Raw genomic sequence first — 22,106 nt, 5'->3', positions numbered from 1 at the left:
CAGGCGATGCCAAGCGGCCGCACGTGTGAACACAAGTACCGCTATGTAGCGATCCTTTGCGCCCCCCTCTGCCCTGCCGGGCATCTCCCCACGAGGGGGAGATCGGCAGCTTCGCCGTCTCGCCCACCGTCGCGCAGCTGTCACATAGCGCTCCTACACGAAAATGAGAGCGTGCCGTGACTGACATTTCGGCATGCTTATTGAGGTGTGGAGCAATGCAGGACAGCAACCTGTCGGGTCGCTGCATGTGTTGCTGTCGCGCTTTCCGCTTTCCGCCGTAACCGTTCAACAACCGGCCGCGGCTGGAGGGAGGAGAGCGCGCGGCCCAGAAGACAGATGCATGACCAGATTTCAGACTAAGACAACCGGCATCACGCAGGACGATTTCGCCGACATGGTCGCGGAAAAGGTCGAGCGTGCGCTTGCCCACTATGACGAGGCCATCAATGGCCCCACAATGGTCTCGGTCGGCAAGATCGCCGGCAGCATAGCGTCCGCGGTCACCTTGCTGTCGCCCAAGCACCAGCGCGCCATCGACGCCATCCATGCCGACCTTCCGGGTCTAGCCCAGAAATTCGTGCGCGCGCTGGCGGCAGAAGCCGCGCGCCGCAGCGAAGCCGGCACCGCTGGCACTATGACGCTCTCGGCAGAGTCCGAGACACTTCCGGCGCTCTCGCAGTCCGACGACCTCGAATCGATGCTGATCGAGGACTGGGCCGGCCGCGTCGCCGGCTCGACCTACCTGGAGGAGAACCTGCGCATCGCCCGCTCGACCCTACACCGCTGGCAACGGCGCGGCGACGTCATCGCGTTGCGCAAGGGCGGCCGCAAGCACGTCTTCCCGCTGGCGCAGTTCGTCGACGGCAGGCCGGTGGCGGGCATCAGCGACGTGCTGGAGCTGATCGGCAACCCGAGGCTCGCATGGCTGTGGCTGACCCGCCCGGCGGCACAGCTCGACGGCCGCATTCCGATCGACCTGCTGCGGCAGGACCAGGCGGAAGAGGTGGTCGAGGCGGCGCGGATGTTCGCGCCAGGCTGAAGTCGGCGCGGTCAGCCCTTTCGTTCGGCGAGCAGGCCGAGATAGTGCTGCAGCACCGCCGCTCCGGCAAGTGACGTGACATCGGCGTGGTCATAGGCGGGGGCCACCTCGACAACGTCGGCACCGACAATGTCGAGCGAACCGAGCCGGCGCAGGATCATCAGCGCCTCGCGAGAGGACAGACCGCCCGCGACCGGAGTGCCCGTACCTGGCGCATAGGCCGGATCGAGGCAATCGATGTCGAAGGTCAGATAGGTCCTGGCATCGCCGACGCGAGCCTTGATCCGCTCGACGACGCCCGCGACGCCAAGCTCGGCGACATCTTCTCCGTAAAGTATCTCGAGACCGCAGGTTTCGGGCGCATGGGTGCGGATGCCGACCTGGATGGACCGGTCCGGCCTGACAATGCCTTCGCGAACGGCCCTGGCGACAAACGAACCATGGTCGATGCGGCTGTCCTCGTCGAACCAGGTGTCCTGATGGGCGTCGAACTGGACCAGCGCCATCGGGCCGTATTTTTTCGCATGGGCTCGAAGCAGCGGCCAGGTCACATAATGGTCGCCGCCGATGGACAGCAGCTTCACGCCGGCATCGACGACCTCGCTCGCTTGCGCCTCGATCTGTTGCGGCGTGTCGTCATGCCTGCCGAAGTCGAGCCCGCAGTCGCCATAGTCGACGACCGCCAGCCTTTCGAACGGATCGGCCCGGAAAGGATATTGCGGATCGCCCTCGAGGATCGCCGAAGCGCGCCGCACGCCTTGCGGTCCGAAACGGGCGCCTGGGCGGTTGGAGACGGCCGCATCAAACGGAATCCCCCAGATGGCGACGTCGACGCCTGCGAGATCGCGGCTCAGCCGGCGGCGCATGAAAGAGAGCACGCCGCTGTAGACCGGCTCATGCGAACCGCCATGGATATGTTTGCCGAAGACGGCATCGTCGGTTTCACGGGCACGATGAAGGGGTTGCAGCATTTTTGCCGAGGTCCAATTTCGAGGGATAAGGGGATTTGACAGGTAAAGCTCAGTCCGTGCCGGTGACGAAACTCGTCCAGAGGCGGGTGACCACACGCAGCGATTTCGGGTCGCGCGGCTGGGCAGCGAACAGCCGCTTCAGGATGTCTTTCGAGAAATAGATGTTTGGATTGTCGCGCACGGTTTCATCCACCAAAGGCGTCGCTGCCTGCACGGCATTGGGGTAGAGCGTCGCGTTGGTGAAGCGGGCGCTGACTTGCGGTGCCATCAGGAAATTCATCAGGGCATGCGCATTTTCGGGATGCGGCGCATCGACCGGGACGGTCATCACGTCGAAGAATATCTCGGTGCCTTCCCTAGGTACGGAATAGCGCACTTCTACGCCGCTCTTGGAATCCGCCGCCCTGGCGTTGGCGCCGATTGCATCTCCGCTCCAGCCGAGCGCCAGGCAAAGGTCGCCCGCTGCAAGTTCGCTCATGATCGAACCCGATTTGAAATGCCTGATATAAGGCTTGATAGCGGCCAGCAATGCGCCGGCTTTGCGCAGTTCGGCCTCGTTGGTGGAGAATGGATCGAAGCCGAGATAGTTCAGCGCCACCGACATCACGCCTTCCGGCGAATCGACCATGGCGATGCCGCAATCCTGGAATTTGGCCGCGATCTCCGGCTTGAAGATCATGTCGAGGCTGTCAACCGGCGCATCCTTCATCCGTTCAGCGATCTTGGCCGGGTTATACATGATGCCCGTGGTGCCATAGGCGTAGGGGATCGCGTAGACATTGCCTGGATCCTGCCGGGCGAGGAACGCCATGATGTCAGGGTTCAGGCCATCTGCATTCGGAATTTTGGCCTTGTCGAGTTTCTGAATGGCGCCGGCCTTGGCATATTGTCCGACCAGCGCCGCGCCCGGCATGATGATGTCGTAGCCTGAGCCTCCGGTCAGCGCCTTGGTCGTCAGCATGTCGACGGAATCGAAGGTGTCGTAGACCACCTTGATGCCGGTCTGTTTTTCGAATTCCGCGATCGTGTCGGCCGGAACGTAGTCGTACCAGAAGAAGATGTTGACGGTCTTGTCCTCGGCGGCGGCTGCGCCGCAAAGCGAGGAGGAGGCGGAGACGCAAAGCATCGAAGCGGCAAGCAGGGCGAGGCGGCGCATGGGGCGGCTTTCCAGCAGAGGGCTATGGCCACAAACTGACGGACGCGACATCTTCAGACAAACGGCTTTTCGGCCCGAGTCAGTTGACAAAAATTCACCTGATGCTGTCTCATCGACCCATGAAGCTCCCCTCACTGAATGCCATCAGGGCTTTCGAAGCGGCGGCACGGCTGCGCAGCTTCAAGGAAGCGGCGGACGAACTGCGGCTCACCCCTTCGGCGGTAAGCCGCCACATCCGGCTGCTGGAACAGGCGCTGGGCATCGACCTGTTCGAACGCGGCTTCCGGCAAGTGGCACTGACGCCGAAGGCGACACACTACGCCCGTCGGCTGTCGGCGGCTTTTCGTGAGATCGAGAATGCGACCGAGGAAACCGGCGAACAGGCGGTAAGCCGCAAGGCCAAGCGGGCTTCGCTGTCGATCAACGCCACCTTCATGAATCTCTGGCTCGCCGATCGCTTGCCGCGCTTTCGCGACCGGCATCCCGACTGCGAACTCGACATCTCGATCCATGACGACGAGAACCGGGGCGGAAACCCGAGCGCCGACCTACGGGTGCTGTTTACCGTGGATACCGGCGATCCCTCGGTCATTCCGCTTGTCTCCCTCGTCATCTTTCCGGTCTGTTCGCCCGCCCTGCTCGACAAAAAGAATGCGCCGAGAAAACCGGCCGATCTCGCAAGCTGCCGGCTGCTGCACGAAAACACCACGGTGTGGTGGGAGGAATGGTTCGAGAAGGAGGGGCTCGCCGGATTGGACGCGAAGCCCGGTCCGATCTTCCACGACCCGACGCTTGCCATCCGTGAGGCCGTCAATGGGGGCGGCGTGGCACTGGCCGACAACATCATGGTCGAGGACCTGCTGGCCAGCGGCCAGTTGGTCGCGCCATTCACGATCCGGCACACGATTCCACAGAGCTACTGCCTGCAGCAGAAACCGGGCAATTCAACCAGCGTCAGGCTGTTCCGAGATTGGCTGCTGTCGGAGATTGCCAAGCACAAGCAGGTGATGCGGCTGCCGTGAGGCGTCCGCTACGCGGGACGCTCCTCAAGTCCCCGCAGTATACGCAGCGATCGCCGCCATGTTCACGATGTCGCTGTCCTTGGCGTTCAGCGAGACGATCTGCACCGGCTTGTTCAGGCCGACCAGCAGCGGGCCGATGACGGTCGAGCCGCCGAGTTCCTGCAGCATCTTGGTCGAGATCGAGGCCGAGTGGAACGCCGGCATGATCAGCACGTTGGCCGGGCCGGTCAAACGGATGAACGGGTATTGTGCCATGGCGCGGGCGTTGAGCGCGACGTCGGCGGCCATCTCGCCGTCATATTCGAAATCGACGCGGCGCTTGTCGAGAATGCGCACGGCTTCCTGGATGCGCTCGGAACGCTCGCCCTGCGGATGGCCGAAGGTGGAATAAGCGAGCATGGCGAGCCTCGGCTCATAGCCCATGCGGCGGGCAAAGCCGGCCGCCTCCTCGGCGATGTCGGCGATCTGTTCGGCGTTGGGCATGTCGTGGACGGCGGTGTCGGCGACGATGACCGTGCGGCCGCGCGCCAGCACGATCGAGGCGCCGATGACGCGGTGGCCGGGCTTGGCGTCGATGACGCGCCTGATGTCGTCGAGCGCGGTGGAATAGTTGCGGGTGACGCCGGTGACGATGCCGTCGGCGTCGCCCAGCGCCACCATGCAGGCGGCGAAATGGTTGCGGTCGTTGTTGATCAGCCGCTGGCAGTCGCGGAACAGGAAGCCTTTGCGCTGCATGCGTTCGTAGAGGTAGTCGGTGTAGATCGAATTGCGGCGCGACAGGCGCGCATTGATGATCTCGATGCCTTGCTTGTTCAAGTCGATGCCGGCGTGCTTGGCGTTCTCCTTGATGACGTCGTCGCGGCCAAGCAGGATGGCCGTGCCGAGCCGCTGGTTCACATAGGAGACGGCGGCGCGCATCACCTGCTCCTCCTCGCCCTCGGCGAAGACGATCCGCTTGGGCTGGCGGCGCACGCGGTCGTAGATGCGCTGCAGGGTCGAGGCGATTGGATCGCGACGCGCGGAAAGCTCCTGCGCGTAACGGTCGAGATCGAGGATAGGCTTGCGGGCGACGCCCGAATCCATTGCCGCCTTGGCCACGGCAATCGGGATGGCCGAGATCAGGCGCGGGTCGAACGGCACCGGGATGATGTAGTTGGGGCCGAATTTCGGCCGGTTGCCCTGATAGGCGGCGGCGACGTCGTCGGGCACGTCCTGGCGCGCCAGTTCGGCGAGCGCGCGGGCGGCGGCGATCTTCATGTCGTCGTTGATGGTGGTGGCCCGGACGTCCAGCGCGCCGCGGAAGATGTAGGGGAAGCCGAGCACGTTGTTGACCTGATTGGCGTAATCCGAGCGCCCGGTGGCCATGATGGCGTCGGTGCGGATCTCGGCCACTTCCTCCGGGGTGATTTCGGGATCGGGATTGGCCATGGCGAAGATGATCGGGTTCTTGGCCATCGACTTTACCATGGCGGTGGTCAGCGCCCCCTTGGCGGAAAGGCCGAGGAAGACATCGGCGCCGTCGAGCGCTTCGGCCAGAGAACGCGCCTCGGTCTTGACCGCATGCGCCGACTTCCACTGGTTCATACCTTCGGTGCGGCCTTGGAAGACCACGCCCTTGGTGTCGCACAAGGTAATGTTTTCGGGCGAAAAACCCATCGCCTTCATCAGTTCGATGCAGGCGATGCCGGCGGCGCCCGCACCATTGCAGACCAGCTTCGTGGTCTTCATGTCGCGGCCGGTTACCTCCAGCGCGTTGATCAGGCCGGCGGCCGAGATGATTGCCGTGCCGTGCTGGTCGTCGTGGAAGACCGGGATGTCCATCAGTTCGCGCAGGCGCTGCTCGATGATGAAGCACTCCGGCGCCTTGATGTCTTCCAGGTTGATGCCGCCGAAGGAGGGACCGAGGAAGCGCACGCAGTTGATGAACTCGTCGGCATCCTCGGTATCGACCTCAAGGTCGATGGAATCGACATCGGCGAAGCGCTTGAACAGCACCGCCTTGCCTTCCATCACCGGTTTGGAGGCCAGCGCGCCGAGGTTGCCGAGGCCAAGGATGGCGGTGCCGTTGGAGATGACGGCGACCATGTTGCCGCGCGTCGTGTAGTCGAAGGCTCTGGATGGGTCCTCGGCGATGGCGCGCACCGGCACGGCGACACCCGGCGAATAAGCGAGGCTCAGATCGCGCTGCGTCGTCATCGGCTTGGTGGCGACGATCTCCAGCTTGCCGGGCCGGCCCATGGCATGGAATTCGAGCGCTTCCTGCGCGCTGACGGACGGACCGTTGTTCTCGGTTTTCCTGGCCATGATGCTTTTGATTTCCTCGCCGGTGCGGCACCTCCTTGAAGCGGGCGCCTCTGTGTCTGCGAATTAAGACCACGGGCCGCCGCGTGTAAACCACGAAGCTCTGCAAAGCTGCTTCAAAGCGGACACGGCCGGTCAGGGCCGTTCTTGTGGCGTCCTGGATGCCGCGATCTCGCGCGCGTGCTGGCGCACCGTTGCCCAGCGCATCAGGGTCCCTGCACCCTGAAATGGCCATTGGGAGAATGGCGGGTCGCTGCTGCCCAGACGCCGCTTCAATGCCGATAGATACGCCGCCAGTTCCAGTCGCCCGGCCCGCACTTTTTCCAGCGTTCGGCCACGTATTTCGTCACGCGGGATGGCGCGGTCGCGCAACCGCTCGACTGCGCGCCTGATGGCGGGCGGCTCCGGCTCGACGACCATGCAATAATCCGGGTCGAAAAAGACGTCCCGGCCGCCAAGGCTTGGCGTGCTGACGATCGGCAGGCCGGCGAGCAGGTACTCCATGGAGGAATACATCGCCCCCTCCTCGGCCGACAGGCAAAGTCCGACGGCGGCCTGGTTGTAGACACGATTGACTTCAGGCGCGGTCAGCTTGGCGGTCATGCCGCCGATGATCGGGTTGGCGATGTGGTGCAGCGCTGACCGCGCCCGCAGGCGGCGGACAAAGGCGCGGGCGCCGGCCGGTGGCATCTCGCCGATCGAGAATGTGATATGGACCAGCCTTTCAATGTCCAACGCGAGATAATGGCGCTTGGTGGGCGAGATGCGGCCATTGTAGACGGCATCGAATATGACCGGCACGTCCGGGAGCGGACGGAACATCTCTTCCGAGACCATGAGATTATGATTGGAGACGATCGCGCTGCCGCCGGCCGCGACGACGAGGCGGCGCTCCTCCTCGGTGTTGCAGAGGAAAATCAGCTCGTGAAGCGGAAATCGCTCGCGGTACCAAGCTAGGTCCCCGCCCATCCTGGCGACGACGGCCGGCCGCTCCAATGTCCAGTTCGGCGACAACAGCAAGGTCGCACGCCGTTTTGCCAGCCGCCTGCCGATGGCGGCAACGGTGGAGAGCGGGCGGGCGCCACCGACAGGCGTGTAGAGTATCAGCGGATCGTGACTGATCGCGTAGACCGAAACGACCATGCCACCGTCGAGACCGCGCAAAGGGCCATGAACCGGAAGAAGGAAGGGTATCCGCTTGGCGGCCGAAAGCCGGGCCTTGCCAAGAAGGCGGCCCGCGCGCAGCGCGATGTCCAGTCGCAGCCGCTCGAAGGGCGAACGGACCGGACCGATCATCTCCTCGAACGTTTCCCGGCCAAACCTGTCCATCGATCTCGCCTCGTGCTCAGGGATGATTAGGTCTGCTGTCATCGCGTTGCAATGCCTGCGGAGCCGTCAGCAACGATGACTGCAGCGCAGTCTTCCCCTGCTTTCTAAGCCCCCGGCATTAAACCCCGCCATCACATCTGCTAGCGTGCCGCGCCATGAACATGCACAGCCCGAACGAGCCCGACGCCGCTCCCGAGGTGACGACGCCGCCACAGCCCGGCGCTGCCGCCGTGACGCCGATGATGGAGCAATTCATCGAGATCAAGGCGGCGAACCCGGATTCGCTGCTGTTCTACCGCATGGGCGATTTCTACGAGCTGTTCTTCGACGATGCCGAGAAGGCGAGCCGGGCGCTCGGCATCGTGCTCACCAAACGCGGCAAGCACCAAGGCCACGACATCCCGATGTGCGGCGTGCCGGTGCATGCGGCCGACGACTATCTGCAGAAGCTGATCGGCCAGGGATTCCGCGTCGCCGTCTGCGAGCAGATCGAGGACCCGGCCGAAGCCAAGAAGCGCGGCTCCAAATCGGTGGTGCGCCGCGACGTGGTGCGGCTGGTGACGCCCGGCACCATCACCGAGGACAAATTGCTGGCGCCGTCGGAATCGAGTTTCCTGATGGCGCTGGGCAGGGTGAAGGGCGGTAGCGATCCAAGAGGCGGGGAGCGCGGCAGCGCGACAGGGAACCAAGGAGCCTTTGCAATTGCCTGGATCGACATCTCGACCGGCGCCTTCCGCGTCGCGGAAACCACCGCCGACCGGCTGCTCGCCGACATCTTCCGTGTCGATCCACGTGAGCTGATCGTCGCCGAGCCGGTGTTCCACGATCCCGAGCTGAAGCCGGTTTTCGACGTGCTCGGACGCGTAGCCAGCCCACAGCCGCCGAGCCTGTTCGATTCGGCCTCGGCCACGGGACGGATCGCGCGCTTTTTCGAGGTGGCGACGCCGGACAGTTTCGGTACGTTCTCGCGCGCCGAACTGTCGGCGATCTCGGGCGCCATCGCCTATGTCGAGAAGACGCAGAAGGCCGAGCGGCCGCCATTGTCGCGGCCCGAGCGCGAGGAGCAGGGCTCGACCCTGTTCATCGATCCGGCGACGCGCGGCAATCTCGAACTGTTGCGCACGCTGTCCGGCAACCGCGAGGGTTCGCTGTTCAAGGCGATCGATCGCACCGTGACCGGCGGCGGCGCGAGGCTGCTCGCCGACCGGCTGATGGCGCCGCTGACCGATCCGGCGGCAATTGGCGCACGCCTGGACTCGGTGTCGTTCTTCCGTTCCGAGGTGCGGCTCTGCCAGGCGGTGCGGGCGAGCCTGAAGAGCGTCGCCGACATGCCCCGCGCCCTATCCCGGCTAGCGCTCAACCGCGGCGGCCCACGCGATCTCGGCGCGCTGCGCGCCGGCTTCGAAGCGGCAGGTGCGATCGCCGAAACCTTTGCCGCGACCGCCCTGCCCCAGGAATTGGCCGGCGCAATGGCCGCAATTCAGGCGCTGCCCAAGGCACTTGCACAGCATCTCACCCAGGCGCTCGGCGAGGAACTGCCGCTGCTCAAACGCGACGGCGGTTTCGTTCGCGGCGGCTACCATGCCGAACTCGACGAGATGCGGGCGCTGCGCGACGAGTCGCGAAAAGTGATCGCCGGGCTGGAGCGCTCGCTGATCGAGGAGACCGGCATTCGTTCGCTGAAGATCCGGCACAACAATGTGCTCGGCTATTACATCGAGGTGACGGCCAACCATCACGCCGTCATGACCGGCAGTGATGGCGCCAAGGCACGCTTCATCCACCGCCAGACCATGGCCAATGCCATGCGCTTCACCACGACGGAACTCGCCGAACTCGAGACCAAGATCGCCAATGCCGCCGACCGGGCACTGAGCATCGAACTGGCCGCCTTCGATGCGCTGACGGCGGAAGCGGTCGGCGAGGCCGAGGCGATCCGTGCCGGCGCCGATGCGCTTGCCGTGCTCGACGTGTCGGCGGCACTCGCGCTTCTGTCGGAAAGCGAGGCCTGGTGCCGGCCGGTGGTGGATTCCAGCCTTGCCTTCGAGATTTCCGGTGGCCGGCATCCAGTGGTCGAACAGGCCCTGCGCCGTTCGGGCGAAGGCCCGTTCGTCGCCAATGATTGCGACCTCTCGCCGGAAGGCAGTGCCAAGAACGGCGCGATCTGGCTGCTGACCGGCCCCAACATGGGTGGCAAGTCGACGTTTCTGCGGCAGAACGCGCTGATCGCGATCCTGGCCCAGACCGGCTCCTTCGTGCCGGCGCAGAGCGCCCATATCGGCGTCGTCGATCGCCTGTTCTCGCGTGTCGGCGCTTCGGACGACCTGGCGCGCGGTCGTTCGACCTTCATGGTCGAGATGGTCGAGACGGCGGCAATCCTCAACCAGGCCGGCGAACGCGCGCTGGTGATCCTCGACGAGATCGGCCGCGGCACCGCAACGTTCGACGGGCTGTCGATCGCCTGGGCGGCGGTGGAATATCTGCATGAGAAGAACCGCTGCCGGGCAATCTTCGCCACCCATTTCCACGAAATGACCTCGCTCGCCGGCAAGCTGGCGCGGCTTTCCAACGTCACCATGCGGGTCAAGGAATGGGAAGGCGACGTCGTTTTCCTGCACGAGGTCGGCAAGGGTGCGGCCGACCGGTCCTACGGCGTGCAGGTGGCGCGGCTCGCCGGTCTGCCGGAAGCGGTGGTCGACCGGGCCAAGGCGGTGTTGCATCAGTTGGAGGAAGGCGAGGTCTCCGGCAAGACCAACCGGCTCGTCGACGACCTGCCGCTGTTTTCGGTGGCGCTGAAGCGGGAAGCACCAAAGCCGGTGAAGAGCGACGCGCTGGGCGCCGCGCTCTGTGACATCAACCCCGACGAGATGACGCCGAAGGAAGCGCTGGAGGCGCTTTATCGGCTTAAGGAGCTGGCGGGGAAGTAGCGGGCGGTGTCACCCACCGTTCTAGATCATCTCCAGTCCGCGCTTGCGTGTCGGTGGCGGGAACGCATGGTCGAGATCGGCGATGTCCTGCGGGGTAAGCTCTATGTCCAACGCGGCGACATTCTGGCGGACGTGCTCCTGGCTGCTGGCCTTGGGAATGGCGATGACGCCATCCTGTCGCATCACCCAGGCCAAGGCGATTTGCGCCGGTGTCGCACCGTGGCGGGCGGCGACGGCGTCAAGCCTGGCATTGCGCGCCAGCGAGCCTTGCTCCACCGGCGAATAGGCCATCAGTGGGATGCCGCGTTTCCTCATCCAGGGCGTGAGATCGAATTCCAGGCCGCGGCGAACCAGATTGTAGAGCACCTGGTTGGTCTGGACATTGCCGCCGTCGCGCAGGTGCGCCAATTCCTGCATCTCGTCGGTGTCGAAATTGCTGACGCCCCAATGCCGGATCTTGCCGGCTTTTTTCAGCGCCTCGAAGGCTTCGACCGTTTCCGACAGGGGCACGCTGCCCGGCCAATGCAGAAGATAGAGGTCGATGCGGTCGGTGGCGAGGCGCTTCAGGCTGTTCTCGCAGGCGCGCTGCACGCCGGCGCGTGAAGCGTTGGAAGGCAGGACCTTGGAGACCAGGAAGACACCGTCGCGGCGCCCGGCAATGGCCTGCGCCACAACCTCCTCGGCGCCTCCGCCGGCATACATTTCGGCGGTATCGATCAGCCTGATGCCGAGATCGAGACCGAGCTTGAGGGCATTCACCTCCTCGGAGCGACGGCGCGAATCCTCGCCCATCTTCCACGTGCCCTGGCCGAGAGTGGGGATGGCTTCGCCAGAGGGCAGCGTGGTGGTTTTGACGCTCGATGGCATGGCATGGCTCCAGTTCAGGCCGGATCGCATCACAGGCGGGGCGAGAAATCCAGGGCGTTCTCGCCGCAGCCCGCCTTGCTATGCCCGGAAGGCCTATTTCACCGGATGGGCGACGAGCCAGTCCTGCATCTGCTTGATTTCGGCTTCCTGCGCGGCGATGACGCCTTCGGCGAGTTTGCGGATTTCCGGATCCTTGCCGTTGGCAAGCTCGACCTTGGCCATGTCGATCGCGCCCTGATGATGCGGAATCATGCCGCGGACAAAATCGACATCGGCGTTGCCGGTATATTGCGAGGCCATCATGTCGGTATGCATCTTGTCCATCGCCGCCTCGTAGCCCGCCGTCGAAGGGCTTTCCGCCCCCATGGCCATGGCACCCATGTCGTGCTTCATCTCCTCGCTCCGCGCCGGCACGCTTTCGAGGAAGACTGCGAGCAGCATTCCGGCCGCCATCAGCAGCAGCACGAGTTTTTTAGCCAAGGTCATTCATGGTCTCCTGTTGGTTGGGTTTCGTATCTGGGGGTTAATCTCAGAGTTTCAACGTTCTGAGCCGCAATGCGTTTGCGATCACCGAGACCGAGGACAGGCTCATCGCCGCCGCCGCCAGCATCGGCGACAGAAGCGTGCCGGTGAGCGGATAGAGCACGCCGGCCGCGACTGGCACGCCAAGCACATTGTAAAGAAAGGCGAAGAACAGGTTCTGCCGGATGTTGCCGATGGTCGCCTGGGCCAAGGTGCGGGCGCGGACGATGCCGTTGAGGTCGCCCTTGACCAAGGTGATGCCGGCGCTTTCGACCGCGACATCCGCGCCCGTTCCCATGGCGATGCCGACATCGGCCGCAGCCAGCGCCGGCGCATCGTTGACGCCGTCGCCGGCCATGGCGACGCCGGCACCCTTGCCGCGCAGTTCGTCGACGAGCGAGGCCTTCTGTTCCGGCAATAGACCTGCCCGAACCTCGTCGATGCCGAGACTTCCAGCAATCGCCCTGGCGGTGCGCTCATTGTCGCCTGTCGCCATGATGATCCTCAGCCCGCTGTCATGCAGCGCCTTGATCGCCTCGGCCGTGGTCGCCTTGACCGGATCGGCGACGGCGACGATGCCGGCCAGCCTGCCGTCGACGGCGACGAACATCGCCGTCTTGCCATCGCCCTGCAAGGCTTCCACGCTGGCCAGGACCGCGGAAACGTCGATGGCGAGATCGGCCATCATCGCGGCATTGCCGAGCGCGACCTTCTTGCCCGATACCGTGCCGGAAACGCCCTTGCCGGTAACCGCCTCGAAACCGCTGGCCTCGGCGATCTTCACGCCGCGCTGGCCCGCTCCGTCGACGATGGCCTCGGCCAGCGGGTGCTCCGACCCTTTTTCCAGGGTCGCGGCGTAGCCCAGCAATTCGTTCTCGGAAAAGCCCGTTGCCGCGACGACATCTGTCAGTTTCGGCCGGCCCTCGGTTAGCGTGCCGGTCTTGTCGACGATCAAGGTGTCGACGGAGGCGAAGCGTTCGAGCGCGGCGGCTTCCTTGATCAGCACGCCGGCATGCGCGCCGCGCCCGGTGGCGGTCATGATCGACATCGGCGTGGCGAGACCCAGCGCACAGGGACAGGCGATGATCAGCACCGAAACCGCCGAGACGATGGCGAAGATCAGGCTGGGCTCGGGGCCGAAGATCGCCCAGGCGGTGAACGCGGCGATGGCGACCAGGACGACGGCCGGGACAAAGTAGAAGGAAACACGGTCGGCCAAGCCCTGAATCGGGGCGCGCGAGCGTTGTGCCTTGGCGACGAGTTCGACGATGCGCGACAGCGTGGTCTCGGCGCCGATCCGCTCGGCGCGCATGATCAGCGAGCCGTTCTTGTTGAGCGTGCCGCCGGTCAAGGCATCGCCTTCGGCCTTCTCGACCGGCAAGGGTTCGCCAGTGATCATCGATTCGTCGATGGAGGAGCGGCCTTCCAACACCGTGCCGTCGACCGGGACGGCATCGCCAGGACGGATGCGCAGGCGATCGCCGGCCTTGACCCCGTCCAGCGCTACATCGGTCTCGGAGCCGTCCTCGGCGATCCGCCGCGCGGTCTTCGGCGCGAGATCAAGCAAAGCGCGGATCGCCGATCCGGTCTTTTCGCGGGCGCGCAGTTCCAACACCTGGCCGAGGAAGACCAGCGCGACGACGACGGCGGCGGCCTCGAAATAGACCGGCACCGCACCGCCATGGCCGCGAAACTGATGCGGAAAGATGTCGGGGAAGAGCGTGGCGACGACGCTGTAGAGATAGGCGGCGCCGACGCCGAGCGAGATCAGCGTCCACATGTTGGGGCTGCGGTTGAGGATCGAGTCCCAGCCGCGATGGAAAAACGGGAAGGCGGCCCAGAGCACCACGGGGCTTGCCAGGACCAGTTCGATCCAGATTTTTGCGCGATCCTCGACCAGGCCCTCCAGCGACAGGCCAACCATCGGCGCCATGGCGACGATCAGCAGCGGGACCGACAGCACCGCGCTCACCCAGAGCCGCCTGGTGAAATCGACCAGTTCGGGATTTGGGCCTTCATCGCCTGATGGTACGCCCATAGGCTCGAGCGCCATGCCGCAGATCGGGCAGGAGCCGGGCTTGTCGCGGATGATCTCGGGATGCATCGGGCAGGTGTATTGCGTGCCCTTGGGCATCGGCGCCGGCGCCGGCCTGTCGCCGAGATAGGTTTGCGGCGCCGCCTCGAATTTCGCCTTGCAGCCGGCGGAGCAGAAATAGAAGCCTTGGCCTTCATGGCGGACAAAATGCCTGGCGTCGGCGCGGTCGACGCTCATGCCGCACACAGGGTCGGTGGCCGTGAGGTAGTTCTCAGGCTCGGCCTGGAACTTCGAACGGCAACGCTCGCTGCAGAAATGATAGAGGCGGCCGCCATGCTCGGATGTCGGCTTGCTGGCGGCCGGGTCCACGGTCATGCCGCAGACCGGGTCGCGCAGAACCGCATTCGCGGCAGCACCCTTCGGCGCGCAACAGCCGCCATGCGGGCCATGCGTGTGATGATCGTGATCTGAATGCGTCATTCCGAAAATGCCTTGATGTCACTGCTTCGAACCCGAGGTAGTGCTTCCAGTAACTGGAAGGTCAAGGCCCGTTTTGATTTTCCGATTTCTGTGCCGTGAAATCGATCGAACCCCCTGCACAAAGGCCGAGCTCGTGCTAAAGCTTTTCTTGCTTATATTATCATCTCGTCACGTTCATCTCACTAGATCCCGGTCGACAATGAAGTGCCTAGTCATAAATCTCGATCGGTCCCCGGACCGACTTGCACACATAAGTGCAGAGTTCGCCCGTATCGGCGCCGCGTTCCAACGGGTTGCTGCGGTCGATGCGCGCAGCCACCCCGAACTCGGGCAGCAACCGCAACATCCGATGTATGCCCCCCGGCGTTTGCTGGGCAGCGAGATCGCCTGCCTGCACAGCCACCGCCTCTGCTGGGCGATCCTGGCGCAGGACGATGCCCGCTACGGCGCCATCTTCGAGGACGACGTGATTTTTTCCGCGAATGCCGCTCCGTTGCTTGCCGACGACAGCTGGATTCCGACCGATGCCGACATTGTCAAGTTGGAGACGTACTTCAAGAGGACCCTCATCCATCGGCGAAGGACCGCCGCTGGTCATGGTTTTTCCGCGTTCAGGCTCTACAAGAACCATCCGGGGACCGGAGGCTACATCATCTCCAGACAGGCCGCGCGCGATCTCCTCGAGGCGACTGAAAAGATCAATATTACCGCCGACGATCTAATTTTCACCCCGGCGTTTGCGACCTCGTCCAGCAAGACGATCTACCAGCTCGTCCCTGCGCTGTGCGTGCAGGATCAGTTCGTCGGCGACCGATTGCCAAGCCTGCTCGGCCAAGAGCGGGACGCCGAGGGAACCGCGAATGGTCTTGTCGCAAAACGCAGAAAGCCGGTCGCCGAAAGAATCATGAAAGAAAGCGGACGAACCGCGCGGTGGATCGTCGATTTCTGCAGATATCGGCGACACATCGTCGTCCCCTTCGATTCGACCGGGGCAACCGACTAGGCTTGCCTGGCAGGCCGGTTCGCCAAGATAAGTATAGACCTCAGTGTTGTTTCGACCTTCCCTTGCGACGAGCGGGGGCAGAAATTGAAAACCACCCTGCCTCAAACATCGACAGTGATTCCGGCTAGTTGATGAGCTAAACAGTCGTATTATCCCTTTCATTTGGCTACAAAGCAAAGTCCTTCCCAAAAAAACAGAAGACGCCAGCTCCACATGTGCTATAGAGCGCCGCCACCACAAGAAAAACAAGTTCGTTGAAAAATGAAACGCCTGGTCATCAACCTCGATCGATCTCCCGACCGACTTGCCCATACGACGGCGGAATTTGCGCGCATCGGCCTCGGATTCGAGCGGGTTGCCGCAATCGATGCAAGGGACCGTCCAGACCTCGTGCTGCAGCGCCAGCATGCACTGTATGCGGTGCGGCGCCTGTCCGGCTGCGAGATCGCGTGCTTGCACAGCCATCGCGCCTGCTGGGCCATCATCGCGCAAGACGACGCGCCCTATGGCGCCGTCTTCGAGGACGACATGGTGTTTTCCGCGAAGGCCGGTGCGCTGCTTGCGGATACAAACTGGATTCCGGCCAATGCCGATGTCGTCAAGCTCGAGACATTCTTCCACACGACCGTAATCCAGAGGGAGAGGGTTACCGTCGGCGGCGGGTTTTCGCTGTTCAGGCTGCGCAAGAATCACATAGGAACTGGCGGTTACCTGGTGTCCCGGCAAACGGCACGCACCCTTCTCGAGGCAACCGCGGACGTCAATGTGGCGGTGGACAATCTCATCTTCGACCCTGCATTCGGGATGTCGACCGGCAGGACGATCTACCAGCTTGTTCCGGCGCTCTGTGCGCAGGAACAGTTCGTGGGCAACAGGTTGCCGAGCCTGCTCGAGCAGGGACGGCAGGCCGAGTTGGCCGCAAGCGGGCTCGCCGACCCACACAGGATACCGGCTCTCGCGCGTCTCCGCAGGGAGGCCAGGCGGGCAGCGCGGCAGATCACCGATCTCTGCAGGCTGCGGCGACAGATTGTCGTCCCGCTCGCTCCAGTCGAGGCAAACGACTAGAGCGTTTGCCGGATCGACAGCAGGCCCATACCCAGCGCCGCGAAAACACGCTATAGACGCCGCCCAAAAGGCAAGGCCAACCCGCATCTATGGCGAAAATCTCCCTGAAGCTCGATGAACTGATCGACGGCGACGCTTTGCGTCGCGAGATGACGGCGCTGACCGCGGCCAGCGCCGGCGACGGTTCCAGCCAGGCCATCCGCGCGGCCGTTCTTCAGCTTCTCAAGGGGCGCCTCGCCGAGGGCCGCAAGACAGCCGAGGCCATGCTGAAAGAGGATGGCGGCGGCAACGCCTGCGCCGAACGGCTGTCGCACCTGATGGACGAGCTGATCCGCGCCCTCTACGATTTTGCCGCGACGCATGTCTACCGGGTGAAGAACCGGTCCTCGGCCGAACGCATGGCGGTCGTTGCCGTCGGCGGCTATGGCCGCGGCACGCTGGCGCCGGGATCCGACATCGACCTGCTGTTCCTGCTGCCCTACAAGCAGACGCCGTGGGGCGAACAAATCGTCGAGTATATGCTCTACATGCTGTGGGACATGGGGCTGAAGGTCGGCCACGCCACCCGCAACATCGATGAGTGCCTCAGGCTGTCGCGCACCGACATCACCATCCGCACCTCGATCCTGGAAGCCCGTTTCCTGTGGGGCGAACACAAACTCTATGACGAGCTGATGCTGCGCTTCGACCATGAGGTGGTGCGCACGACCGGACCGGAATATGTGCAGGCCAAGCTTGCCGAACGCGACGAACGCCATGCCAAGGCCGGTGAAAGCCGCTATCTGGTCGAGCCCAACGTCAAGGACGGCAAGGGCGGCTTGCGCGACCTGCAGACGCTGTTCTGGATCGGCAAGTATTTTTACCGCGTGCGCACCGGCGAGGAACTGGTCGAAAAAGGTGTCTTCACCGAGGCCGAGTATCGTGAGTTCCAGAAGGCCGAGGATTTCCTGTGGGCGGTGCGCTGCCATATGCATTTCCTCACCGGCAAGGCCGAGGAGCGGCTGCATTTCGACATCCAGCGCGAGATCGCCGAACGGCTCGGCTATACGACGCACCCCGGCCTGTCGGCGGTCGAGCGCTTCATGAAGCATTATTTCCTCGTCGCCAAGGATGTCGGCGATCTGACCCGCATCTTCTGCGCCGCGCTGGAGGAGGAGCAGGCCAAGCACGTTCCCGGCTTCAACCGCATCTTCCTCACCTTCCAGCGCCGCAAGCGCAAGCTTGCCGGCACGTCCGACTTCATCGTCGACAACCATCGCATCAACATCGCCGACGACGGCGTCTTCGAGCGCGACCCGGTCAATCTTCTCAGGCTGTTCTGGTTCGCCGACAAGCACGGGCTGGAATTCCATCCCGATGCGCTGAAACTGCTCACCCGTTCGCTCGGCCTGGTCAACAAATCGCTCAGGCGCGACCAGGAAGCCAATCGGCTGTTCCTCGACATATTGACCTCGGACCGCAACGCCGAACTCAACCTGCGGCGCATGAACGAGGCGGGACTGCTGGGCCGGCTGATCCCGGATTTCGGCAAGATCGTCGCCATGATGCAGTTCTCGATGTACCACCACTACACGATCGACGAGCATCTGATCCGCTGCATCGGCGTGCTGGCCGAGATCGAGCGCGGCGACGGCGAGAAGATCCATCCGTTGTCGCATTCGCTGATGCCCGGGCTGAAAAAGAGCCGCGAGGCGCTCTATGTCGCCGTGCTGCTGCACGACATCGCCAAAGGCAGGCCTGAAGACCATTCCGAGGCCGGCGCCAGGATCGCAAGGCGTATCTGCCCGCATATGGGGCTTTCGCCGGCCGATACGGAAACGGTCGCCTGGCTGGTCGAGAACCACCTCGTCATGTCGATGACGGCGCAGACCCGCGACCTCAACGATCGCAAGACGATCGAGGACTTCGCCTCGATCGTGCAGTCGGTCGAGCGGCTGAAGATGCTGTTGATCCTGACCGTCTGCGACATCAGGGGCGTCGGACCGGGCGTCTGGAATGGCTGGAAGGGCCAGTTGCTGCGTACGCTTTACTACGAGACCGAACTGCTGCTGACCGGCGGCTTTTCGGAAGTCTCGCGCGCCCAACGCACGGCGGCGGCGCGCGAACGTCTGACGGAGGCGCTCGCCGATTGGCCCGACAAGACGCGCAAGCGCTATGTCGGGCTGCATTATGAAAACTACCTGCTGACCGTTGACCTGCCGGACCAGCTTCGCCACGCCGAATTCATCCGCGAGGCGGACGCGGCGGGCAACAAGCTCGCCACCATGGTCAAGACCCACCAGTTCGAGGCGGTGACCGAAATCACCGTGCTGGCGCAGGACCATCCCCGTCTTCTCTCGGTCATTGCCGGGGCATGCGCCGGCGCCGGCGGCAACATTGTCGACGCACAGATCTTCACCACGTCGGACGGCCGCGCGCTGGACACGATCCTGATCTCTCGGGAGTTCGACCGCGACGAGGACGAGCGCCGGCGCGCCGAGCGTGTCGGCAGGCTGATCGAGGACGTGCTGTCAGGCAAGAGCTGGCTGCCGGAGATGATCGAGAAGCGGACCAAGCCAAGGCGCGGATCCAAGGTGTTCAAGATCCCGCCGCGCGCCGAAATCCGCAACGCGCTGTCGAACCGGTTTTCGGTGATCGAGGTCGAGGGGCTGGACCGCCCGGGCCTGCTGTCGGAAATCACCGGGACGCTGTCCGACCTGTCGCTCGACATTGCTTCGGCGCACATCACCACCTTCGGCGAGAAGGTCATCGACACCTTCTATGTCACCGACCTCACCGGCCAGAAGATCGACAGCCCGGCCCGCATCGCCACCATCCGCAACCGGCTGATCGCGACGCTCGAAGGCATCGTGCCCGAACGCGGCGGCAGGGCCAAGGCAGCCGCCGAGTGACGGCCATCATCCCCTTCTCCCAATCCCACAGGCAGTCTGCGAACGCATGAGTCTCGTCAAGAAATTCGCTACCGTCGCTTCCGGCACGCTGATGAGCCGTGCGCTCGGTTTCGGCCGCGAGATGCTGATGGCGGCCGCACTCGGCACCGGACCGGTCGCGGATGCCTTCAACGCCGCCTTCCAGTTTCCCAACACGTTTCGCCGGCTGTTCGCCGAGGGCGCTTTCAATGCCGCCTTCGTGCCACTGTTCGCCAAGGAGATCGAGACGCATGGCACCGACGGCGCCAAGCGCTTCTCGGAAGAAGTGTTCGGGGTCCTGTTCACCGCGCTGCTGGCGCTGACCATCGCCATGGAACTGGCGATGCCGCTCATCGTGCGCTATCTGGTGGCACCGGGCTTTGCCGACACGCCGGGCAAGTTCGAGACGACCGTCACGCTTGCGACGATCATGTTCCCCTATCTGATCTGCATGTCGCTCGCCGCCATGATGGCGGGCATGCTGAATTCGCTGCGGCGCTATTTCGCCGCCGCAATCGCGCCGGCTTTCCTCAACATCATCCTGATCAGCGTGCTCGGCTACGCCTGGTACCATGGACTGGATGCACATGCTGTCGGCTTCGCCCTGTCGTGGGGCGTGCTGGCAGCCGGCATCGTACAGCTCGCCATCGTCTGGGTGGCGGTGCGCAATGCCGGCATCTCGATCGGCTTCCGCCGGCCGAGGATGACGCCGAACGTGAAGCGGCTGCTGATCCTGGCGCTGCCGGCGGCGATCACCGGCGGCATCACCCAGATCAACCAGCTGATCGGAACGGCCATCGCCTCGGCGCAGGATAGTGCCGTGTCGTCTCTGGCCTATGCCGACCGCGTCTACCAGTTGCCGCTCGGTGTCGTCGGCGTCGCGGTGGCGATCGTGCTGTTGCCAGAACTGTCACGGGCGCTGAAGTCAGGCAATCTGATCGAGGCGGCCAATCTGCAGAACCGCTCCGTCGAATTCACCCTGTTCATGACCTTGCCGGCGGCGGCGGCACTGTGGGTGATGGCGGAACCGATCGTACGGCTGGTCTACGAGCGCGGCGCGTTCGCTGCCAATCATTCGACCCCGACGGTGGCGGCAATCCTGGCGATCTTCGGTCTCGGCCTGCCGGCCTTCGTGCTGATCAAGGCCTTCACCCCAGGCTATTTCGCCCGCGAGGACACACGCACGCCGATGATCTTCGCCGCAATCTCGGTGGCGGTGAATGTCGCCACCGCGCTGACCCTGTTCCCGAGGATGGGCGCGCCCGGCATCGCCGTGGCTTCGGCTGTCGCCGGCTGGGCCAACGCGCTGATGCTGCTTGCCGTGCTGATCCGGCGCGGCCATTGGGGCCGCGACGTGCCGCTCTTGAAGCGCATTCCGCGGCTGGTGCTGTCGGCGGCCGTGATGGGCGCGGCACTCTATTTCGCCGAGCACTACTTCGCCGCCAGGATTGGGCCGGGCTCGCCGCTGGTGATCAAGGCAACGACTGTGCTGGCGCTGGTGGCTGGCGGGGCGACGCTCTATTTCATCACCGCGTTCGCCACCGGCGGCGCCGATTTCGGCATGATCCGGCGCAATGTCGGGCGCAGGGGATCGCCAGCTACTAGGGAACAGTCTCCAGATCCGTAAGGCGGAATTCGTCTGCCGTGGACAGTATCGGAACGGCATAGTAACGCGCGCAAGCGTAGTGGAAACAGTCGGCCATATTCAAGCGGATAGCGTGGTTGCGAAACCGCGACGCGGCCTCCACGGAGAGGGATGTTGCGTCTGAGGCGGGTGGAAGCTCCCGCACGGCTATTGCCCGCTCGTCGAGAAAGCGGGTGACGATCTCCAGGCTTACGTCAACCGGAACTGCGAGCTTTTCTAACCGGGATAGCGCCATCCCGGCCTCCCACACGGCGATCGCCGAGGTGAACGGAGAAGAGGCATGCATTACCGCCCGCGCACAACGCTCGGCTTCTGCTTCATTGCTCAGTATCGCGACGATAGCGGCTGCGTCGACGAACATCAGTCTTCGCCGGACAATTCGTCGTAGACCGAGCGCGGCAGCGGATTGCGTGCCTGCTCGCTCAGCTCGATCCCGAATTCGGCACGGAGTCGTGCAGCAGTCTCAAGCGGTGTCTCTCGGTTGCGCCGACGCTCCAGGGCTTCGCGCATGGCGATGACAATCGCCTCGGTGATGCCGACTCCCTCGACCTTGGCGAAGGCGCGCGTCAAGCTGTCCGCCTCCTTGTTGTTGATGTTGATGGTCATCGCAGCACCTACATTCATTCGTGTAGTTAATAGTATGTAGCAAACTACAGAGATAAATCAACTCGGCTTTGGGCGATCCCGCGCCTCTTGATCCCCTCCCTACTCTCGTCCATAAGCGCGCCGTCGCAAGACTTTCGCCGCGCGCGGCTCCCAGCCGCGTGATTGGCTCCGAAAAGTCTGCAACTTTTCGGAATCACGCTTATACGGCCCTCCACAAGCCATGAGGAAA

16 protein-coding genes are annotated in these 22,106 nt (G+C 63.9%); 7 read left to right on the top strand and 9 right to left on the bottom strand.

Going from position 1 to position 22,106, the window contains the following annotated elements; translation table 11 throughout:
- Positions 1–340: 340 nt before the first annotated feature.
- Positions 341–1,039, top strand: coding sequence for an antitoxin Xre/MbcA/ParS-like domain-containing protein (locus tag C7I87_RS19590; protein ID WP_149905748.1), 699 nt, complete (start codon positions 341–343; stop codon positions 1,037–1,039).
- Between the two features lie 11 nt (positions 1,040–1,050).
- Here C7I87_RS19590 and speB read toward each other — a convergent pair whose 3' ends face one another.
- The gene (gene speB / locus C7I87_RS19585) at positions 1,051–2,010 is read right to left on the bottom strand and encodes an agmatinase (protein ID WP_149905747.1); all 960 of its coding nucleotides are present in this window, start codon (positions 2,008–2,010) and stop codon (positions 1,051–1,053) included.
- 49 nt (positions 2,011–2,059) lie between these two features.
- Entirely contained in the window at positions 2,060–3,166 is a 1,107-nt protein-coding gene (locus C7I87_RS19580; RefSeq protein WP_188393904.1) for a polyamine ABC transporter substrate-binding protein, read from the bottom strand.
- A 119-nt stretch (positions 3,167–3,285) separates the two neighbouring features.
- Here C7I87_RS19580 and C7I87_RS19575 point away from each other — a divergent pair, with 119 nt between their 5' ends.
- Complete coding sequence (locus tag C7I87_RS19575; RefSeq protein WP_149905745.1) at positions 3,286–4,188, top strand: LysR substrate-binding domain-containing protein; 903 nt, start codon at positions 3,286–3,288, stop codon at positions 4,186–4,188.
- A 24-nt stretch (positions 4,189–4,212) separates the two neighbouring features.
- Here the strand turns inward: C7I87_RS19575 and C7I87_RS19570 are convergent, their stop codons facing one another.
- Positions 4,213–6,492, bottom strand: a complete 2,280-nt coding sequence (locus tag C7I87_RS19570) for an NADP-dependent malic enzyme (RefSeq protein ID WP_149905744.1) — start codon at positions 6,490–6,492, stop codon at positions 4,213–4,215.
- 132 nt (positions 6,493–6,624) lie between these two features.
- Positions 6,625–7,818, bottom strand: a complete 1,194-nt coding sequence (locus tag C7I87_RS19565) for a glycosyltransferase (RefSeq protein ID WP_149905743.1) — start codon at positions 7,816–7,818, stop codon at positions 6,625–6,627.
- 155 nt (positions 7,819–7,973) lie between these two features.
- Here C7I87_RS19565 and mutS point away from each other — a divergent pair, with 155 nt between their 5' ends.
- A complete protein-coding gene (gene mutS, locus C7I87_RS19560) occupies positions 7,974–10,745 on the top strand; it encodes a DNA mismatch repair protein MutS (RefSeq protein ID WP_149905742.1) in 2,772 nt (923 codons plus the stop codon).
- Between the two features lie 21 nt (positions 10,746–10,766).
- Here mutS and C7I87_RS19555 read toward each other — a convergent pair whose 3' ends face one another.
- The 3 genes from C7I87_RS19555 to C7I87_RS19545 form a co-directional block, all read right to left on the bottom strand.
- Positions 10,767–11,612, bottom strand: coding sequence for an aldo/keto reductase (locus tag C7I87_RS19555; RefSeq protein ID WP_149905741.1), 846 nt, complete (start codon positions 11,610–11,612; stop codon positions 10,767–10,769).
- A gap of 93 nt (positions 11,613–11,705) precedes the next feature.
- Positions 11,706–12,098, bottom strand: a complete 393-nt coding sequence (locus C7I87_RS19550) for a CopM family metallochaperone (protein WP_149905740.1) — start codon at positions 12,096–12,098, stop codon at positions 11,706–11,708.
- Positions 12,099–12,141: 43 nt separating this feature from the next.
- Positions 12,142–14,649 (bottom strand): heavy metal translocating P-type ATPase, encoded by a 2,508-nt coding sequence (locus tag C7I87_RS19545; protein WP_149905739.1) that lies wholly within the window; start codon positions 14,647–14,649, stop codon positions 12,142–12,144.
- 199 nt (positions 14,650–14,848) lie between these two features.
- Here C7I87_RS19545 and C7I87_RS19540 point away from each other — a divergent pair, with 199 nt between their 5' ends.
- From C7I87_RS19540 to murJ, 4 genes are all read left to right on the top strand, one after another.
- On the top strand, positions 14,849–15,652 hold the full coding sequence (locus tag C7I87_RS19540; protein ID WP_149905738.1) for a glycosyltransferase family 25 protein: 804 nt from the start codon (positions 14,849–14,851) through the stop codon (positions 15,650–15,652).
- 261 nt (positions 15,653–15,913) lie between these two features.
- Entirely contained in the window at positions 15,914–16,717 is an 804-nt protein-coding gene (locus tag C7I87_RS19535; RefSeq protein ID WP_149905737.1) for a glycosyltransferase family 25 protein, read from the top strand.
- An 89-nt stretch (positions 16,718–16,806) separates the two neighbouring features.
- Entirely contained in the window at positions 16,807–19,608 is a 2,802-nt protein-coding gene (locus C7I87_RS19530; RefSeq protein WP_149905736.1) for a [protein-PII] uridylyltransferase, read from the top strand.
- A 46-nt stretch (positions 19,609–19,654) separates the two neighbouring features.
- Positions 19,655–21,253 carry a murein biosynthesis integral membrane protein MurJ gene (murJ, locus tag C7I87_RS19525; RefSeq protein WP_149905735.1) on the top strand — a complete coding sequence of 533 codons (1,599 nt, stop codon included), beginning with the start codon at positions 19,655–19,657 and terminating at the stop codon, positions 21,251–21,253.
- Here murJ and C7I87_RS19520 read toward each other — a convergent pair.
- Both C7I87_RS19520 and C7I87_RS19515 read right to left on the bottom strand, forming a co-directional pair.
- A complete protein-coding gene (locus tag C7I87_RS19520; protein WP_149905734.1) occupies positions 21,228–21,632 on the bottom strand; it encodes a type II toxin-antitoxin system VapC family toxin in 405 nt (134 codons plus the stop codon). The genes murJ and C7I87_RS19520 overlap by 26 nt on opposite strands.
- Positions 21,632–21,877 carry a type II toxin-antitoxin system VapB family antitoxin gene (locus tag C7I87_RS19515; RefSeq protein WP_027142906.1) on the bottom strand — a complete coding sequence of 82 codons (246 nt, stop codon included), beginning with the start codon at positions 21,875–21,877 and terminating at the stop codon, positions 21,632–21,634. Before C7I87_RS19515 ends, C7I87_RS19520 begins: the two co-directional genes overlap by 1 nt.
- Positions 21,878–22,106: the final 229 nt, after the last annotated feature.

Source organism: Mesorhizobium sp. SARCC-RB16n (assembly GCF_008520305.1).
Taxonomy (GTDB): Bacteria; Pseudomonadota; Alphaproteobacteria; order Rhizobiales; family Rhizobiaceae; genus Mesorhizobium.
The sequence above is the reverse complement of the archived record's forward strand: the minus strand, read 5'-3'. Positions and strand labels throughout refer to the sequence as shown.

What these genes read in the sequence shown, in the direction of transcription:
- C7I87_RS19580 (WP_188393904.1), bottom strand. Translation starts at nt 3,166, where the DNA reads ATGCGCCGCCTCGCCCTGCTTGCCGCTTCGATGCTTTGCGTCTCCGCC.
- C7I87_RS19540 (WP_149905738.1), top strand. Translation starts at nt 14,849, where the DNA reads ATGAAGTGCCTAGTCATAAATCTCGATCGGTCCCCGGACCGACTTGCA.
- speB (WP_149905747.1), bottom strand. Translation starts at nt 2,010, where the DNA reads ATGCTGCAACCCCTTCATCGTGCCCGTGAAACCGACGATGCCGTCTTC.
- C7I87_RS19550 (WP_149905740.1), bottom strand. Translation starts at nt 12,098, where the DNA reads ATGACCTTGGCTAAAAAACTCGTGCTGCTGCTGATGGCGGCCGGAATG.
- C7I87_RS19590 (WP_149905748.1), top strand. Translation starts at nt 341, where the DNA reads ATGACCAGATTTCAGACTAAGACAACCGGCATCACGCAGGACGATTTC.
- C7I87_RS19565 (WP_149905743.1), bottom strand. Translation starts at nt 7,818, where the DNA reads ATGGACAGGTTTGGCCGGGAAACGTTCGAGGAGATGATCGGTCCGGTC.
- murJ (WP_149905735.1), top strand. Translation starts at nt 19,655, where the DNA reads ATGAGTCTCGTCAAGAAATTCGCTACCGTCGCTTCCGGCACGCTGATG.
- mutS (WP_149905742.1), top strand. Translation starts at nt 7,974, where the DNA reads ATGAACATGCACAGCCCGAACGAGCCCGACGCCGCTCCCGAGGTGACG.
- C7I87_RS19515 (WP_027142906.1), bottom strand. Translation starts at nt 21,877, where the DNA reads ATGACCATCAACATCAACAACAAGGAGGCGGACAGCTTGACGCGCGCC.
- C7I87_RS19545 (WP_149905739.1), bottom strand. Translation starts at nt 14,649, where the DNA reads ATGACGCATTCAGATCACGATCATCACACGCATGGCCCGCATGGCGGC.
- C7I87_RS19575 (WP_149905745.1), top strand. Translation starts at nt 3,286, where the DNA reads ATGAAGCTCCCCTCACTGAATGCCATCAGGGCTTTCGAAGCGGCGGCA.
- C7I87_RS19570 (WP_149905744.1), bottom strand. Translation starts at nt 6,492, where the DNA reads ATGGCCAGGAAAACCGAGAACAACGGTCCGTCCGTCAGCGCGCAGGAA.
- C7I87_RS19520 (WP_149905734.1), bottom strand. Translation starts at nt 21,632, where the DNA reads ATGTTCGTCGACGCAGCCGCTATCGTCGCGATACTGAGCAATGAAGCA.
- C7I87_RS19555 (WP_149905741.1), bottom strand. Translation starts at nt 11,612, where the DNA reads ATGCCATCGAGCGTCAAAACCACCACGCTGCCCTCTGGCGAAGCCATC.
- C7I87_RS19530 (WP_149905736.1), top strand. Translation starts at nt 16,807, where the DNA reads ATGGCGAAAATCTCCCTGAAGCTCGATGAACTGATCGACGGCGACGCT.
- C7I87_RS19535 (WP_149905737.1), top strand. Translation starts at nt 15,914, where the DNA reads ATGAAACGCCTGGTCATCAACCTCGATCGATCTCCCGACCGACTTGCC.